Raw genomic sequence first — 16,316 nt, forward strand, 5'->3', positions numbered from 1 at the left:
CATATGAAAATTGAAATGAAAAACAAGCATCTACTTGTTCCTGACACTCTTACAATTCCTTATATTGAAGGTGATGGTGTTGGAGTAGATATTTGGAAAAATGCAAAAGAGGTTTTGGATGTAGCTATCGAAAAAGCTTACAAAAATAAACGGCGAGTAACTTGGAAAGAGTTATTAGCAGGTAAAAAGGCCTTTGAGCAAACAGGAGACTGGTTGCCTAATGAAACACTGAAGACTATTTCTAAATATTTGGTTACCATTAAAGGACCTTTAGAAACACCAGTCGGTGGAGGACGGCGTTCTTTGAATGTCGCGCTTCGTCAAGAGTTAGACCTTTATGCCTGTGTTCGACCAATTCGCTATTTTAAGGGAGTCCCTAGTCCTTTAAAGGAGCCTGAAAAAACCAATATAACCATCTTTCGTGAGAATACAGAAGATATTTATGCAGGGATTGAGTGGGAAGAGGGAACAAAAGAAGTTGAAAAACTGATTTCATTTTTACAAGAAGAAATGGGTGTTGATCGTATTCGTTTTCCTAAAAGCTCAAGTATTGGGATTAAGCCCATCTCAAAAGAAGGATCGGAGCGTTTGATCCGTTCAGCGATTGATTACGCCCTAGCTCATGGTTTATCTAAGGTCACTCTTGTTCATAAAGGGAATATCCAAAAATTCACAGAAGGTGGCTTTAGGTGTTGGGGATATGAACTAGCAGAAAGAGAATATTCAACAGAATTGGCAAAAGGACAGCTTGAGATAACAGATGTGATTGCTGATAATTTCTTACAACAAATCTTATTAAACCCAGATCAATATCAAGTGGTTGCTTTAACTAATTTAAACGGTGACTACGCCAGTGATGCTCTAGCAGCTCAAGTTGGGGGAATTGGTATTTCTCCAGGGGCTAATATTAACTATCAAACAGGGCATGCTATTTTTGAAGCGACCCACGGGACAGCTCCAGATATTGCTGGTAAAGATTTGGCAAATCCATGTTCTCTTCTTCTTTCTGCCTGTATGCTCTTAGAATATATCGGATGGAGTGAAGCGTCAGATCTAGTGACAGGAGCGATCGGACAAGCCTTCCTCAATCAAGATGTTACTTCTGATTTTGCCAGTCAGTTGTCAAAAGGAACAGGGCTAACAACAAGCCAATTTTGCCAAAAATTAATAGAAAACATCCATAATTCAAAAGAATAAGCGATTAATATACTAATGTTATTATTGAACATTAGTATATTTGCGTTAAAACGAGAAATTATATAGAAGAAAAATCTGAAAATCAGGAAAGGGATTTCAGTTTTTTTCCTAAAACAATGTTTTTACCTTGAAAAGCAAATAGCACTATGGTATAATATAGCATTGTAAGGGTTATCATTTTATGAAAACCTAAAAATTCAAACAGAAAAAAGGAGAACCATAACATGGCTTCAAAAGATTTCCACATCGTTGCAGAAACAGGTATTCACGCACGTCCAGCTACTTTGCTTGTTCAAACAGCTAGCAAATTTGCTTCAGATATCACTCTTGACTACAAAGGTAAAGCAGTTAACCTTAAATCAATCATGGGTGTTATGAGTCTTGGTGTTGGCCAAGGTGCTGACGTTACTATTAACGCTGAAGGTGCAGATGCTGATGATGCTATCGCAGCTATCGCAGAAACAATGACAAAAGAAGGATTGGCATAAGACTATGACAGAAATGCTTAAAGGAATTGCGGCATCTGATGGTGTTGCTGTTGCTAAAGCATATCTACTTGTTCAACCGGATTTGTCATTTGAGACTGTTTCAGTCAATGATACCAATGCAGAAGAAGCTCGTTTGGATGCAGCCCTCGAGGCTTCACAAAACGAGCTTTCTGTTATCCGTGAAAAAGCAGTAGGTACGCTTGGAGAAGAAGCGGCACAAGTATTTGACGCTCACTTAATGGTTCTTGCTGACCCAGAAATGATTGGTCAGATCAAAGAAACGATTCGTGCCAAACAAGTTAATGCTGAAGCAGGACTTAAAGAAGTAACAGATATGTTTGTTGCCCTCTTTGAAGGTATGGAAGATAATCCATATATGCAAGAGCGTGCAGCAGATATCCGTGACGTTGCTAAACGTGTTCTTTCTCACCTTCTTGGTGTAAAATTACCAAACCCAGCAACGATTGATGAAGAGTCAATTGTGATTGCACACGATTTGACACCATCAGATACAGCACAATTAGATGCAAACTTCGTTAAAGCTTTTGTAACAAACATTGGTGGCCGTACAAGTCACTCAGCTATCATGGCGCGTACCCTCGAGATTGCAGCGGTACTTGGTACAAACAACATCACAGAAATTGTAAAATCAGGGGATGTTTTAGCGGTTAACGGTATCACTGGTGAGGTGATTATCAACCCAACAGAAGAGCAAATTGCAGAATTTAAAGCAGCAGGTGAAGCTTATGCTAAGCAAAAAGCAGAGTGGGCACTTCTTAAAGATGCACAAACTGTTACAGCTGATGGCAAACACTTTGAATTAGCTGCTAATATCGGTACACCTAAAGATGTTGAAGGGGTCAACAATAACGGTGCAGAAGCTGTTGGACTTTATCGTACAGAGTTCTTGTACATGGACTCACAAGATTTCCCAACAGAAGATGAGCAATACGAAGCTTACAAGGCTGTTCTTGAAGGCATGAATGGTAAACCAGTTGTGGTTCGTACAATGGATATCGGTGGGGATAAAGAACTTCCTTACTTCGACCTTCCACACGAAATGAACCCATTCCTTGGTTTCCGTGCCCTTCGTATCTCTATTTCTGAAACTGGTAATCAAATGTTCCGTACGCAATTGCGTGCCCTTCTTCGTGCATCAGTACATGGTCAACTTCGTATCATGTTCCCAATGGTTGCCTTGTTGACAGAATTCCGTGCAGCAAAAGCTATCCTTGAAGAAGAAAAAGCGAATCTTAAAGCTGAAGGTGTAGCAGTTTCAGATAATATTCAAGTGGGTATCATGATTGAGATTCCGGCAGCAGCCATGCTTGCAGACCAATTTGCCAAAGAAGTTGACTTCTTCTCAATTGGTACAAACGACCTTATCCAATACACAATGGCTGCGGACCGTATGAACGAACAAGTATCATACCTTTACCAACCATACAACCCTTCTATCCTTCGCTTGATCAACAATGTTATCAAAGCAGCACATGCTGAAGGTAAATGGGCTGGTATGTGTGGTGAGATGGCTGGTGACCAACAAGCTGTGCCACTTCTTGTCGGAATGGGACTTGATGAGTTCTCTATGAGTGCTACATCAGTTCTTCGTACGCGTAGCCTTATGAAGAAACTTGACACTGCTAAAATGCAAGAATATGCAAACCGTGCATTGACAGAATGTGCAACAGCAGAAGAAGTTCTTGAACTTCAAAAAGAATACGTTAACTTTGATTAAAAATTAAGAGAGAACAAGGCTATTAGTCTTGTTTTCTTGTTATTCTGATCAAAAAAGTTGCTTCTTGCAGTTTATGTCAAAATTTTCTGAATTTTGGCGTAGCAAAACCTTGAAAAATATATTTAAAATGATAAAATAGTCTTACTATCATTAAAGGAGAGTCCTAATGACACAATATAAAAACTATGTCAACGGAGAGTGGAAACTTTCTGAAAACGAAATTAAAATCTATGCTCCTGCTAATGGTGAAGAGCTAGGTTCTGTACCTGCTATGAGCCGTGAGGAAGTAGATTATGCTTATGAGTCAGCTAAAAAAGCCCTTCCAGCTTGGCGAGCACTTTCTTATGTTGAGCGTGCCGCTTATTTACACAAGGTAGCAGATATCTTAGAACGTGACCAAGAAAAAATCGGTACTGTTCTTGCAAAAGAAGTCTCTAAAGGTATCAAGGCTGCTATCTCAGAAGTTGTACGTACAGCAGATCTTATTCGTTATGCAGCTGAAGAAGGTGTCCGTTTATCAGGTGAAGTCCTTGAAGGTGGAAGTTTTGAAGCAGCAAGCAAGAAAAAAATTGCGGTTGTTCGTCGTGAACCAGTTGGTTTGGTACTTGCGATTGCTCCATTTAACTACCCAGTAAACCTTTCAGGTTCTAAGATTGCACCTGCTCTTATTGGAGGAAACGTTGTTGCCTTTAAACCACCAACACAAGGTTCAATTTCAGGTCTTCTCTTAGCTGAGGCTTTTGCAGAAGCAGGATTACCTGCTGGTGTCTTTAATACTATCACTGGTAAAGGTTCTGAAATTGGGGATTACCTCAATGAGCATAAAGCGGTTGATTTCATCAACTTTACAGGTTCAACACCAATTGGTGAGCGTATCGGTAAGATGGCTGGTATGCGTCCTATTATGTTGGAACTTGGTGGTAAGGATGCAGCTATCGTTCTTGAAGATGCTGATCTTGCTAAAACTGCTAAAGATATTGTTGGTGGGGCGCTTAGCTACTCAGGTCAGCGTTGTACTGCGATTAAGCGTGTTCTTGTCCTTGAAAGTGTAGCAGATGAGCTTGCAGGATTGATTAAAGCAGAAGTTGAAAAACTAACTGTTGGAGATCCGTTTGATAACGCGGATATTACTCCTGTTATTGATTCAGGTTCAGCAGATTACATTGAAGGTTTGGTTCGTGATGCACAAGAAAAAGGTGCTACTGAATTAACACCATTCAAACGTGAAGGCAACCTTCTATGGCCAACTTTATTTGACCATGTTACAACAGATATGCGTGTTGCTTGGGAAGAGCCATTTGGTCCAGTTCTTCCAATTATTCGTGTGAAATCAGTTGAAGAAGCTATTGAAATTGCTAACAAGTCAGAGTTTGGGCTACAATCAGCAGTCTTTACCCAAGATTTCCCTAAAGCTTTTGCAATTGCAGAGAAACTTGAAGTTGGTACAGTGCATATCAACAACAAAACACAACGTGGAACAGATAACTTCCCATTCTTGGGTGTTAAAGGTTCAGGTGCTGGTACACAAGGTATCCGTTACTCAATTGAAGCAATGACTCGTGTCAAATCAGTGGTCTTTGATATTCAATAATCATTATGAATCAAAAAAACTTCTATCCTTGTAAGGATAGAAGTTTTTTATTGGAGTTACAAAATAAAAAGTTGTTGGTTTTTCAATTTTACTTCTTTGACGGCAGCATATTTTTTAAGTTGCTTTAATTCTTCTTTATGAGTAACAAAAGTAATAACGATACCGTCTTTTCCCATTCGTCCTGTACGACCAGCGCGATGGGTATAGGCTTCTTGATCTCTAGGAACTTCAAAATTGATAACATATTCTAAGTTATCCACATCAATTCCTCTAGCGACAAGATCAGTAGCTAAAAGAAGCGACAATTGATAGTTCTTAAATTTTTCAATAATGACTTTTCTAAACTTGACATTAATATCACTAGCAAGAGATACAGCATTGCTATTAGCAAATTGCAAACGCTCCTCAGCTGCTCCTAAATCTGATAAACTATTAAAGAAAACAAGGGCACGAAAATCAGATATATTGGAAAATTTTCTTAAAAATTCTAAACGTTCGCGTTTATCTAGCAACATATAATAGTGTTTGGTTTGGCTTTCTTCTTGATTGCTAACATCAATTTTAATTGTATTTTCTGCGAGTTTAGCGTGATCGATTTTAGAGGTCGCACTCATGTAGATGAGTTGATGTTCACGTGGAACCCGTCTTAAGATATTATCCACAAAATGGAACTGCGACTCACTGAGGAGTTCATCAAATTCATCCAAAACGATGGTATCTACATTCATCATTTTAATTTTTTTAAGTTTAATCAACTCGAATACACGTCCAGGAGTACCAATGAGAATTTCAGGTCCCTTTTTTAGGCGTTCAATTTGTCTTTTTTGACTAGAGCCAGATAAGAAAAGCTGTGCTACCAATCCTATAGGTTCGGCCCATAATTTGGTTACCTCAAAAATTTGACCAGCTAGCTCTGTATTAGGAGCTAGGATAAGGAGTTGTTGTGATTTTTTAGGCTTCAGTTTTAAGAGACTTGGCCATAAATAAGCAAGGGTTTTACCTGTTCCTGTAGGACTAATCCCAAGTAGGTTATCTCCAGATGTAATGGGATCAAATGCATTTGTTTGGATAGGAGTGAAGGTGTCAAAATTGAATTGCGTCATCTGGTCTTGCCAGACTTTCGGAAATTGGTTAATCATAATCTGCCTCAAATCTAATACCAGCATCTTGTCGCATGGTAAAAAGGGTGTGGCTGACTCCTTGAGCCAGCTCTAATAAGGAGTGATAGTGTGTTAGGTCATTTGATTTGATAATATTGGAAAAACAAATGACTTCTTCTAGCATAGGATGCTGAAGGTTGCTAAGAGAGAGCTCTTCACAAGTCCCATCGTGTTTTTTAAACGTTGCCGAGCTAATTGCTTGGATGTGATTAAGAACGAGCGTTCCATCTATGGTATAGATTTCTGTAGGTAAGGTGGTCTCATAGTTTTTACCTGTCTTGATGCTAACACGAAAGTCTGGGTAAATAAGGTTACCATCACCGTTGATATCGACTCCAGAATCAAGTAAGCTCGCCGTATAGTTTGCTAAAAGTGGTTTTCCAAATAAATAAATAGCAGCATAGATGGGATAAACACCTAAGTCAGCTAGAGCCCCTCCTGAAAATTTAGAGGAGAAAATATTTGGATGCTCACCATTTAGTAGGGCTTTCATTTTTGAAGAATATTTAGCATAATTGAAGCTTGCTCCGATAATGGTCTTATGAGATAGAAACAGTTTAACGGTTTCAAGAGCTTTTTCATGGATATTTCTTGCAGCTTCAAAGAAAAAAACGTGATTATCTTTAGCCAATTGAAGAATCTCTTGGAGTTCTTTTGGTGTTGAAAACGCTGGTTTTTCAACAATCACATGTTTTTTTGCTTTGATGGCAGCCTTAGCTTGTTCAAAATGAATGGAATTCGGGCTTGCGATATAGATGATGTCAAGATCACTGGTTAGAAATTCCCTTAAATCTGTAAAAGTGTTACAATTTGAATAATTTGTGATAAAAGTTTCAGCCGTTTCCTGATGTCGAGAATAGACAGCGGCTAATTGATAAGCGCCTGAAAGGCGACAAGCTTCGATAAAATGATGGGAGATACTTCCTGTTCCAATAATACCAAGTTTTAACATGTTGTAGCCTCATTTCCCTAACGTTTACTCTATTATAACATAAATGCACCTTGTTCTGATGTTCTGTTCTTTATAGGTGGTCAAATTTCTAAAAATAGTGTAGAATAGTTCAGAAAGACAGTTTTTAAAATGGAGAAAATAATGCGCAAAAAACCTATTATCATTGGTGTTACAGGTGGATCTGGTGGAGGGAAAACAAGTGTTTCCCAGGCAATCTTAGCTAATTTTCCAGATGCTAAAATTGCTATGATTGAACATGATTCTTACTATAAAAATCAAGATCATTTGACCTTTGATGAACGTATTAAGACCAATTATGATCATCCTTTGGCTTTTGATACTGATTTTATGATTGAACAACTAAAAGAGTTGATTGAAGGGCGTCCAGTCGATATTCCTATTTATGATTATACCCAGCATACGCGTAGTGAAAAGACTTATCGTCAGGAACCTCAGGATGTTTTTATTATCGAAGGGATTTTAGTCATGGAAGACAAACGCCTTCGTGATTTGATGGACATTAAGATTTTTGTTGATACAGATGATGATATTCGCATTATCCGACGTATAAAGCGCGATATGTTAGAGCGTGGTCGTAGTTTGGATAGTATCATTGAGCAATATACCAGTGTTGTAAAGCCTATGTACCATCAGTTTATTGAACCAACAAAACGTTATGCAGATATTGTCATTCCAGAAGGTGTTAGTAATGTGGTTGCGATTGATTTAATCAATACAAAAGTTGCTAGTATCTTAAATGAGAAGTAAGAGGGGATTTCCCTCTCTTTTTCTATTTCCAGATGTTGACAGATTTTTCAGAAAATTTGCATTAATAAGCAATTATTTATTGACAATTAAAAAAAAAGAAGGTATTATATTAATAATTATTACATCGAGAGGAAAAGTCAAATGTCTATTCAAACAATTTCATTTACATTGTTGTTGCGACAGGAGGGCTAATGCTGGAAATTGCATTAGTCCTGTTTGGCTTACCAAGCGGGATAGTGAAAAACATCTCGCTGGTTTTCCGGGAGATGTTTTTTATTTTATTAGATTTTAGAAAGTGGTATTCTTATGCACAAAGTGGAATTTCTTGATACAACTCTTCGTGATGGAGAGCAAACCCCAGGTGTTAACTTTTCAATTAAAGAAAAAGTTGCTATTGCCAAACAGCTGGAAAAGTGGGGGATTTCGTCCATTGAAGCTGGTTTTCCAGCAGCTAGTCCAGATTCTTTTGAAGCAGTGAAACAGATTGCAGCAGCTATGACAACAACAGCAGTATCAGGCCTTGCTCGATCAGTTAAATCTGATATTGATGCCTGCTATGAGGCGATTAAAGATGCAAAATTCCCACAAATTCATGTGTTTATTGCAACTAGTCCTATTCACCGAGAATTTAAACTAAAAAAATCTAAGGAAGAAATTTTGCAACTTATCACAGAGCATGTGTCTTATGCGCGTTCTAAATTTGAGGTAGTGGAATTTTCGCCTGAAGATGCGACACGAACAGAGTTAGATTACCTTTTACAAGTAGTGCAAACAGCTGTCGATGCTGGGGCGACTTACATCAATATTCCTGACACAGTTGGTTTTACCACACCTGAAGAATATGGCCATATTTTTAAATATCTAATTGAAAATGTGAAATCTGAACGTCAGATCATCTTTAGCCCACATTGTCACAATGATCTTGGCATGGCTGTCGCTAATACGCTTGCTGCGGTTAAAAATGGCGCAGGTCGTGTTGAAGGGACGATCAATGGTATTGGAGAACGTGCAGGAAATGCTGCTCTTGAAGAGGTGGCTGTTGCCCTTAATATTCGTGAGGATTATTATCAAGCTGAAAGTCCAATTGTCTTAAAAGAAACTGTTAATACTGCTGAATTGGTATCACGTTTTTCAGGTATTGCGATTCCTAAAAATAAAGCAGTTGTTGGAGGAAATGCTTTTTCACATGAATCAGGCATCCATCAAGATGGTGTCCTAAAAAATCCATTGACCTATGAAATTATTACTCCAGAATTGGTTGGAGTTAAGAAAAACTCACTACCACTTGGTAAACTTTCTGGACGACATGCTTTTGTTGAAAAATTAAAAGAACTAGATCTTGGCTTTGAGGAATCAGAAATCACAACATTATTTGCTAAATTTAAAGCCTTGGCAGATAAAAAACATGACATTACAGATGCGGATATTCGTGCCTTGGTTGCAGGCAATGATATCGAAAACCCAGAAGGCTTCCACTTTAAAGATCTTAAGTTGACATCAAACGTTGATGATACAGTCACTGCGGATGTTATTATGGTGAATATTGATCAAGAAGAGGTTGAAGTGATTGCCAATGGTAAGGGATCAGTTGAGGCGATTTATAATGCTGTTGATAAATTCTTCAACCAGACCGTGAAATTGCTTAGCTATAGTATGGATGCTGTTACAGATGGCATTGATGCACAGGCGCGTGTTTCGGTTTCTGTTGAAAATGTTGACACTGGTACGATTTTCAATGCTTCAGGGATTGACTTTGATGTTCTAAAAGCTGGAGCAATTGCGTACATTAATGCCAATACACTTGTTCAAAAAGAAAACTCTGGTGAGATTGGTCATAAAGTATCTGAAAAAGACCTTGAATTTCCAAATAAATAAATGAGGCGACATATGACAAAAAAAATTGTGACTTTAGCAGGAGACGGTATCGGCCCAGAAATTATGGCGGCAGGCTTAGAAGTTCTATCTGCTGTTGCTAAAAAAATTGACTTTCATTATAGTATTGAAGAAAAGGCATTTGGAGGAGCTGGGATTGATCAAGTTGGTCATCCCCTTCCAGAAGACACCCTATCTGCTAGTCAGCAAGCAGATGCGATTCTATTGGCAGCTATTGGTAGCCCTCAGTATGATGATGCTCCTGTTCGTCCAGAACAAGGCTTGTTGGCGATTCGTAAAGAATTGAATTTATTTGCTAATATTCGCCCAGTTAAGATTTTTGATGCCTTAAAACATCTTTCTCCCTTAAAGTCTGAGCGGATTGAAGGGGTAGATTTTGTAGTTGTTCGTGAGTTGACAGGTGGGATTTACTTTGGAGAGCATCTCTTAAATGAGGATTCCGCAAGAGATATTAATGATTATTCTGCTGATGAAATTCGTCGTATTATGCGAAAAGCGTTTGACATTGCTAGTGGTCGTAGAAAAAAAGTGACCAGCATTGATAAACAAAATGTTTTAGCGACATCAAAATTATGGCGTCAAGTAGCTGAAGAGGTTGCAAAGGAGTACCCAGAAGTTACCTTGGAACATCAATTAGTGGATTCTGCTGCTATGATGATGATTACTAACCCTGCCCGATTTGATGTTGTGGTAACTGAAAATCTATTTGGTGATATCCTATCTGATGAATCCAGTGTTTTACCTGGAACATTGGGGGTAATGCCTTCGGCTAGTCATTCTGAAAATGGACCAAGTTTGTATGAGCCTATTCATGGTTCAGCACCAGATATTGCGGGACAAGGGATTGCGAATCCCATTAGTATGATTTTATCGGTTTCAATGATGTTACGCGAAAGTTTTGGTGAGGTAGTTGGAGCTGAGATGATTGAAGGAGCTGTTGCTAAGACTCTTGCTCAAGGCGTCTTGACGAGAGATCTTGGAGGTGAAGCGACTACGATTGAGATGACCCAAGCGATCATAAGTCATTTATAAGTGATGGCGATACAATTGACGATTTGCCTACTGTTTTGGAATCTTTTAGTTTATATGACTTATGTTAGCGATAAGAAAAAAGCTAGAAGAAAACAGTGGCGTATTCCAGAGAAAGTCTTACTACTAGAGAGCCTTTTATTAGGTGGAATGGGTGCCATGTTTGCCGCTTATCAATGGCGACATAAGACAAGAAAATGGTACTTTATTGTGACATGGTATATTGGACTTATCGTAGATGGCTTGATATTATATCTGATTTGGAGTAAAAAATGAGTGGAAAATCGATTTTTGATAAATTATGGGACCGTCATGTTATTACAGGAAATGAAGGAGAACCTCAACTCATGTATGTGGACCAACATTATATACATGAAGTGACCAGTCCCCAAGCCTTCCAAGGTCTAAGAGATGCAGGACGTCAACTACGTCGCCCTGATTTAACTTTTGGCACTTTTGACCACAATGTCCCAACTGTTAACATTTATGATATTCGAGATGTTATTTCCAAGGCACAAATTGATGCTTTAGCGAAAAATGTTAAGGATTTTGGGATAGAGCATGCACCACATGGTTCTGAAAATCAGGGTATTGTACATATGGTTGGTCCAGAAACTGGAAAGACACAACCAGGGAAATTTATCGTTTGTGGGGATAGTCATACCGCGACACATGGAGCATTTGGTGCGATTGCTTTTGGTATCGGTACCTCAGAGGTCGAGCATGTTTTTGCAACACAGACAATCTGGCAAGTTAAACCTAAACGCATGTTGGTTGAGTTTGCTGGAAAACCTCAAAAAGGTGTTTATTCTAAAGATTTTATATTAGCTTTGATTGCTGAGTATGGGGTTGCTTGTGGAGTTGGTTATGTGGTTGAATACACTGGAGAAGCAATTGATTGCTTGAGTATGGAAGAGCGGATGACCATTTGTAATATGTCTATTGAATTTGGTTCTAAGATGGGAATTATGAACCCTGATCAAACGACTTTTGATTATTTAAAAGGTCGTCCTGGCGCTCCGAAAGATTTTGAAGAGGCGGTAGCCGATTGGAAAACACTGGTATCAGATTCAGATACTGTGTATGACAAGGTGATTCGAATGGATGTTTCGACTTTGGCTCCTATGGTGACTTGGGGAACCAATCCTGCGATGGGGGTTTCTTTTGATCAAGCTTTTCCAGAAATTAGAGATATAAATGATGAGAGAGCCTATGAATATATGGGAACAAAACCTGGTCAAAAGGCAGAGGATATTGAAATTGGTTATGTCTTTTTAGGATCTTGTACTAATGCTCGTTTGAGTGATTTAGCCTTGGCAGCAAAAGTTGTGAAAGGGAAAAAGATTGCTCCTCATGTCACTGCCATTGTGGTTCCAGGAAGTCGCCCTGTCAAGCGTGCAGCAGAGAAACTTGGACTTGATAAGGTCTTTATAGAGGCTGGTTTTGAGTGGCGTGATCCTGGTTGTTCCATGTGTTTAGGAATGAATCCGGATAAGGTTCCTTCAGGAGTGCATTGTGCTTCAACAAGTAATCGTAACTTTGAAGATCGCCAAGGCTTTGGAGCAAAAACTCATCTGTGTAGTCCAGCGATGGCAGCAGCAGCAGCTATTGCAGGCCATTTTGTAGATGTTCGTCAATTACCAGAAGTGTAATAGGAGGCAAGATGGAAAAATTTACAGTCTATAAAGGAACGACTGTCCCTTTAATGAATGATAATATCGATACGGATCAACTTCTTCCTAAACAATTTTTAAAGTTAATTGATAAAAAGGGTTTTGGAAAGTATTTGATGTACTCTTGGCGTTACCTAGATGATGACTATACTGAAAATCCTGATTTTATTTTTAATCAAGAGGCCTATCGAAAAGCTACTATCTTGATTACAGGAGATAACTTTGGTGCTGGTTCGTCTCGAGAACATGCAGCTTGGGCTCTAGAAGATTATGGCTTTAAAGTGGTGATAGCAGGATCCTTTGGTGATATTCACTACAATAATGAATTAAATAATGGCATGCTTCCGATTGTTCAACCTATAGAGGTTAGAGAACAATTAGCTAATCTTTCGCCAGAAGATGAGGTTACTGTGGACCTACCTCAACAAAAAATTATTTCACCAGTTGGAGAATTTTCATTTGAGATTGATGCTGACTGGAAGAAAAAATTGATAGAAGGTTTGGATGATATTGGGATTACTTTGCAATTTGAAGATTTGATTGCAGAATATGAGAAAAATCGTCCAAGTTATTGGCAATAGAGATAATAGTTTGGAAAATTCTGAAAATAGATTGATTTTCAGTTAACAACATGATAGAATAAATAAGTACTTAGAAATTTAGATGGAGAATATATTATGACAAAACACATTCAATGGGACGGCAATCTTTCACAAGAAGGATTTGATATTCTTAATGGTGAAGGAGGATGTATCGTGTGTCCAACTAAGGTTGGTTACATCATCATGACATCTGATAAAGCTGGTTTGGAGCGTAAATTTGATGCCAAAGAGCGTAATCGTAATAAACCAGGTGTTGTCCTTTGCGGTAGCATGGAAGAGCTTCGTGCCCTTGCTCAATTAACACCAGAAATTGATGCCTTTTACCAAAAACATTGGGATGAAGATATTCTTTTAGGTTGTATCTTGCCATGGCGTGAAGATGCTTATGCCAAACTTCAAGCTTTTGGTGATGGTCGTGAGGAGTTGATGACAGATGTGCGTGGGACATCATGTTTTGTTATCAAATTTGGTGTTGCAGGTGAGCAAATCGCTAAAGAGATGTGGGAAAAAGAAGGAAAAATGGTCTATGCTTCATCAGCTAACCCATCAGGTAAAGGAAACCGCGGTAAAGTTGAGGGAATCGGTGAGCGTATCGAATCTAAGGTTGACCTTGTTATTGAAGCAGATGATTATGTAGCCTCAATCCAACCAGATAAAACTATTGAAACACGCTATGAGCAAGGTGTTATGGTTTCAATGGTTGATGCAGATGGTAAGCTAATCCCTGAGCAAGGTGAAGGTAGCCGTTCTATTGAGCCATGTCCAGTTGTGATCCGTAAAGGTCTAGATATCGATAAAATTATGATGCATTTATCTGATCACTTTAACTCATGGAACTACCGTCAAGGGGAGTACTATTAAGATTAGCAATTAAGGGTAGCCTAGGATTTCCTTGGCTATCTTTCTTTTTTATGTGATGTGGAAAAGAAATTTGCTATAATAGATAAGAATGACTGTTAAGGAGACTAGAATGATAGAGCAAGATAAAAAAAATGCTTATGAACTGATGTTGGCACAAGCAGGATTATTGTTGGAGAAAGAAAGTAATGCTTTAGCTAATTTATCTAATATGAGCGCTCTTTTGAAGCAAACACTACCAAATTCTGTTTTTACAGGATTTTATCTTTTTGATGGAAAGGAATTGATTTTAGGACCATTTCAAGGTGGAGTCTCTTGTGTTCGGATCGCTTTAGGAAAGGGAGTTTGTGGCGAGGTTGCACAAAAGAGGCAGACTATGATTGTTGATGATGTGACAAAGCATGCTAACTATATTGCTTGTGATTCAGCAGCAAGAAGCGAGATTGTTGTTCCAATGGTAAAAGAAGGACAATTGATAGGGGTCTTGGATTTGGATTCACATTTAGTGGGAGATTACGACGATCTTGACCAAGCTCATTTAGAACAATTTGTAGCACTTCTAGTGGAAAAAACAACATGGGACTTTAGTATGTTTGGAGTTGAGAGTTAATGTATCAAGCCTTATATCGTAAGTATCGTAGCCAAACCTTTGAAGAAATGGTAGGGCAATCTTTAATTGCCACTACACTACGTCAGGCGGTAGAAAATGAAAAAATAAGTCATGCCTATCTTTTTTCAGGACCACGAGGGACAGGAAAAACAAGTTCTGCCAAGATATTTGCTAAAGCGATGAACTGCCCTAATCAAGTGGGAGGAGAGCCTTGTAATATTTGTTATATTTGTCAAGCGATCACAGAAGGTAGCCTTGAGGATGTGATTGAGATTGATGCCGCTTCAAATAATGGTGTGGATGAAATTCGAGACATTCGTGATAAATCGACTTATGCTCCCAGTGTTGCAAAATATAAAGTTTATATCATTGATGAGGTCCATATGCTCTCCACAGGTGCTTTTAATGCTCTTTTGAAAACGCTTGAGGAACCAACAGAAAATGTCGTTTTTATTTTAGCGACCACGGAACTACATAAAATTCCAGCAACAATTTTATCTCGTGTTCAACGCTTTGAATTTAAAGCGATCAATACTCTTGCTATTTGTGAACATCTTGCATTCATCCTTGATGAGGAAGGAATTGATTTTGACCAAGAAGCTCTAGAAATTATTGCTAGAAGAGCTGAAGGGGGAATGCGTGATGCTTTATCAATTTTGGATCAGGCACTTAGTTTAACGCGCCATCATCGTGTAGAAGTCAGCATAGCAGAAGAAATTACAGGAAGTATTAGCTTAAAGGCTTTAGATGATTATGTTGCTCATATCCGTGATAAAGATGCAAGTGCAGCCTTGGATAATTTAAACACCATTTTTGAGAATGGAAAAAGTATGAGTCGTTTTGCAACCGACTTACTACAATATTTTAGAGATCTCTTAGTTGTTCAAACAGGCGGTACGAACACCCATTCTGGTCAAGTGTTTGAGATGAACTTGCAACTTCCTAAAGAACGTCTCTTTGCCATGATTGAGGAGGTCACAAAGGCCTTGCAAGATATAAAAAATGGTTCTCATCCGAAAGTTTATGCGGAAATGATGACCATCAGATTAGCAGAGGAAAAGGGAAATCATATTGGTCTAACAGAGGAGTTGACGCAAGAATTAAGCCATCTTCAAGCTGAGATCGCAGAATTAAAGCAGGCACTAAAAAAACTCAAAACAGGATCAGTGAAGTCTAGTTCTAACCTTTCTCAACTTAAGTCACAAATGACCTACAAGGTAGATAAGGTTAAAATTATGACCATTATGAAAGAAACGGTGGAGGACAGTGAGCAATCTAGAGCTTATTTGGACGCTTTAAAATCTGCTTGGAATGAAATTTTAGATAGTATTTCACCACAAAATCGAGCTCTTTTGCTAGGATCAGAACCTGTTCTTGCAAATAGCGACAATGCCATCTTGGCTTTTGATGCTGCATTTAATGCTGAACAAGCTATGCGTCGTGAAGATTTGAACACTATTGTTGGAAATATTATGAGTAAGGTGGCTGATTTCTCTCCTAAAATCATGGCAGTTCCTAAAGAGGATTTCAACCGCATTCGATCAGAGTTTGCTAAGCAACTAAAAGCGCAAAAGCAAGATAATGAGACAGAAAATCATAAAGAAGACCAAGGAGCTTTCATTATCCCAGAAGGATTTGATTTTTTGGCTGACAAAATTATCGTGGAAGAAAGCTAGACATTTTAATTTATGAATGAAAAAACACATTAGAAGGAGTCTATTTTACCCCTTTCTAATGTGTTTTTGGTATGTTTTATT

Annotated in this window: 16 protein-coding genes; 14 read left to right on the forward strand and 2 right to left on the reverse strand. The window is 38.5% G+C overall.

The genetic code is table 11. The features are described from left to right. Window positions 1-3 precede the first annotated feature (3 nt). The 4 genes from icd (at window position 4) to ACEE75_RS03755 (ending at window position 5,014) form a co-directional block, all read left to right on the forward strand. Entirely contained in the window at window positions 4-1,197 is a 1,194-nt protein-coding gene (gene icd, locus ACEE75_RS03740) for an NADP-dependent isocitrate dehydrogenase (protein WP_447574408.1), read from the forward strand. A 224-nt stretch (window positions 1,198-1,421) separates the two neighbouring features. Beyond that, window positions 1,422-1,685, forward strand: coding sequence for a phosphocarrier protein HPr (locus tag ACEE75_RS03745; protein ID WP_354367292.1), 264 nt, complete (start codon window positions 1,422-1,424; stop codon window positions 1,683-1,685). A gap of 4 nt (window positions 1,686-1,689) precedes the next feature. Then, entirely contained in the window at window positions 1,690-3,423 is a 1,734-nt protein-coding gene (gene ptsP / locus ACEE75_RS03750) for a phosphoenolpyruvate--protein phosphotransferase (RefSeq protein WP_354367290.1), read from the forward strand. A gap of 166 nt (window positions 3,424-3,589) precedes the next feature. Beyond that, entirely contained in the window at window positions 3,590-5,014 is a 1,425-nt protein-coding gene (locus tag ACEE75_RS03755; RefSeq protein WP_447574409.1) for an NADP-dependent glyceraldehyde-3-phosphate dehydrogenase, read from the forward strand. A 56-nt stretch (window positions 5,015-5,070) separates the two neighbouring features. Here ACEE75_RS03755 and ACEE75_RS03760 read toward each other — a convergent pair whose 3' ends face one another. Both ACEE75_RS03760 and ACEE75_RS03765 read right to left on the reverse strand, forming a co-directional pair. Beyond that, on the reverse strand, window positions 5,071-6,153 hold the full coding sequence (locus ACEE75_RS03760) for a DEAD/DEAH box helicase (RefSeq protein ID WP_447574410.1): 1,083 nt from the start codon (window positions 6,151-6,153) through the stop codon (window positions 5,071-5,073). After that, on the reverse strand, window positions 6,146-7,126 hold the full coding sequence (locus tag ACEE75_RS03765; RefSeq protein ID WP_447574411.1) for a Gfo/Idh/MocA family protein: 981 nt from the start codon (window positions 7,124-7,126) through the stop codon (window positions 6,146-6,148). The genes ACEE75_RS03760 and ACEE75_RS03765 overlap by 8 nt, the downstream gene beginning before the upstream one ends. A gap of 141 nt (window positions 7,127-7,267) precedes the next feature. Between ACEE75_RS03765 and udk the strand changes: the two genes are divergently transcribed. The 10 genes from udk (at window position 7,268) to dnaX (ending at window position 16,235) form a co-directional block, all read left to right on the forward strand. Next, complete coding sequence (gene udk / locus ACEE75_RS03770) at window positions 7,268-7,894, forward strand: uridine kinase (protein WP_354369792.1); 627 nt, start codon at window positions 7,268-7,270, stop codon at window positions 7,892-7,894. Between the two features lie 191 nt (window positions 7,895-8,085). Further along, window positions 8,086-8,223, forward strand: coding sequence for a hypothetical protein (locus tag ACEE75_RS03775; protein WP_354369791.1), 138 nt, complete (start codon window positions 8,086-8,088; stop codon window positions 8,221-8,223). Continuing rightward, a complete protein-coding gene (locus ACEE75_RS03780; RefSeq protein WP_447574412.1) occupies window positions 8,201-9,769 on the forward strand; it encodes a 2-isopropylmalate synthase in 1,569 nt (522 codons plus the stop codon). The genes ACEE75_RS03775 and ACEE75_RS03780 overlap by 23 nt, the downstream gene beginning before the upstream one ends. 12 nt (window positions 9,770-9,781) lie before the next feature. Further along, window positions 9,782-10,819: a 3-isopropylmalate dehydrogenase gene (gene leuB / locus ACEE75_RS03785; RefSeq protein ID WP_447574413.1), complete on the forward strand. Its 1,038-nt coding sequence runs from the start codon at window positions 9,782-9,784 to the stop codon at window positions 10,817-10,819. A 3-nt stretch (window positions 10,820-10,822) separates the two neighbouring features. Next, entirely contained in the window at window positions 10,823-11,092 is a 270-nt protein-coding gene (locus ACEE75_RS03790) for a DUF1294 domain-containing protein (protein ID WP_447574414.1), read from the forward strand. Beyond that, on the forward strand, window positions 11,089-12,468 hold the full coding sequence (gene leuC / locus ACEE75_RS03795; protein WP_447574415.1) for a 3-isopropylmalate dehydratase large subunit: 1,380 nt from the start codon (window positions 11,089-11,091) through the stop codon (window positions 12,466-12,468). Before ACEE75_RS03790 ends, leuC begins: the two co-directional genes overlap by 4 nt. An 11-nt stretch (window positions 12,469-12,479) precedes the next feature. Continuing rightward, window positions 12,480-13,070, forward strand: a complete 591-nt coding sequence (gene leuD, locus ACEE75_RS03800) for a 3-isopropylmalate dehydratase small subunit (protein ID WP_354369787.1) — start codon at window positions 12,480-12,482, stop codon at window positions 13,068-13,070. Window positions 13,071-13,166: 96 nt separating this feature from the next. Beyond that, the gene (locus ACEE75_RS03805; RefSeq protein ID WP_354369786.1) at window positions 13,167-13,952 is read left to right on the forward strand and encodes an L-threonylcarbamoyladenylate synthase; all 786 of its coding nucleotides are present in this window, start codon (window positions 13,167-13,169) and stop codon (window positions 13,950-13,952) included. Window positions 13,953-14,061: 109 nt separating this feature from the next. Further along, on the forward strand, window positions 14,062-14,559 hold the full coding sequence (locus ACEE75_RS03810; protein ID WP_427893605.1) for a GAF domain-containing protein: 498 nt from the start codon (window positions 14,062-14,064) through the stop codon (window positions 14,557-14,559). After that, window positions 14,559-16,235, forward strand: a complete 1,677-nt coding sequence (gene dnaX / locus ACEE75_RS03815) for a DNA polymerase III subunit gamma/tau (protein WP_447574416.1) — start codon at window positions 14,559-14,561, stop codon at window positions 16,233-16,235. The genes ACEE75_RS03810 and dnaX overlap by 1 nt, the downstream gene beginning before the upstream one ends. Window positions 16,236-16,316 lie beyond the last annotated feature (81 nt).

The organism is Streptococcus sp. 11273D007BT (assembly GCF_053547195.1).

Coding starts and splice junctions, on each gene's coding strand:
- udk (WP_354369792.1), top strand. CDS start 7,268: ATGCGCAAAAAACCTATTATCATTGGTGTTACAGGTGGATCTGGTGGA.
- ACEE75_RS03745 (WP_354367292.1), top strand. CDS start 1,422: ATGGCTTCAAAAGATTTCCACATCGTTGCAGAAACAGGTATTCACGCA.
- icd (WP_447574408.1), top strand. CDS start 4: ATGAAAATTGAAATGAAAAACAAGCATCTACTTGTTCCTGACACTCTT.
- leuB (WP_447574413.1), top strand. CDS start 9,782: ATGACAAAAAAAATTGTGACTTTAGCAGGAGACGGTATCGGCCCAGAA.
- ACEE75_RS03775 (WP_354369791.1), top strand. CDS start 8,086: ATGCTGGAAATTGCATTAGTCCTGTTTGGCTTACCAAGCGGGATAGTG.
- ACEE75_RS03805 (WP_354369786.1), top strand. CDS start 13,167: ATGACAAAACACATTCAATGGGACGGCAATCTTTCACAAGAAGGATTT.
- ACEE75_RS03755 (WP_447574409.1), top strand. CDS start 3,590: ATGACACAATATAAAAACTATGTCAACGGAGAGTGGAAACTTTCTGAA.
- ACEE75_RS03780 (WP_447574412.1), top strand. CDS start 8,201: ATGCACAAAGTGGAATTTCTTGATACAACTCTTCGTGATGGAGAGCAA.
- leuD (WP_354369787.1), top strand. CDS start 12,480: ATGGAAAAATTTACAGTCTATAAAGGAACGACTGTCCCTTTAATGAAT.
- ACEE75_RS03760 (WP_447574410.1), bottom strand. CDS start 6,153: ATGATTAACCAATTTCCGAAAGTCTGGCAAGACCAGATGACGCAATTC.
- ACEE75_RS03765 (WP_447574411.1), bottom strand. CDS start 7,126: ATGTTAAAACTTGGTATTATTGGAACAGGAAGTATCTCCCATCATTTT.
- ACEE75_RS03810 (WP_427893605.1), top strand. CDS start 14,062: ATGATAGAGCAAGATAAAAAAAATGCTTATGAACTGATGTTGGCACAA.
- dnaX (WP_447574416.1), top strand. CDS start 14,559: ATGTATCAAGCCTTATATCGTAAGTATCGTAGCCAAACCTTTGAAGAA.
- ACEE75_RS03790 (WP_447574414.1), top strand. CDS start 10,823: ATGGCGATACAATTGACGATTTGCCTACTGTTTTGGAATCTTTTAGTT.
- ptsP (WP_354367290.1), top strand. CDS start 1,690: ATGACAGAAATGCTTAAAGGAATTGCGGCATCTGATGGTGTTGCTGTT.
- leuC (WP_447574415.1), top strand. CDS start 11,089: ATGAGTGGAAAATCGATTTTTGATAAATTATGGGACCGTCATGTTATT.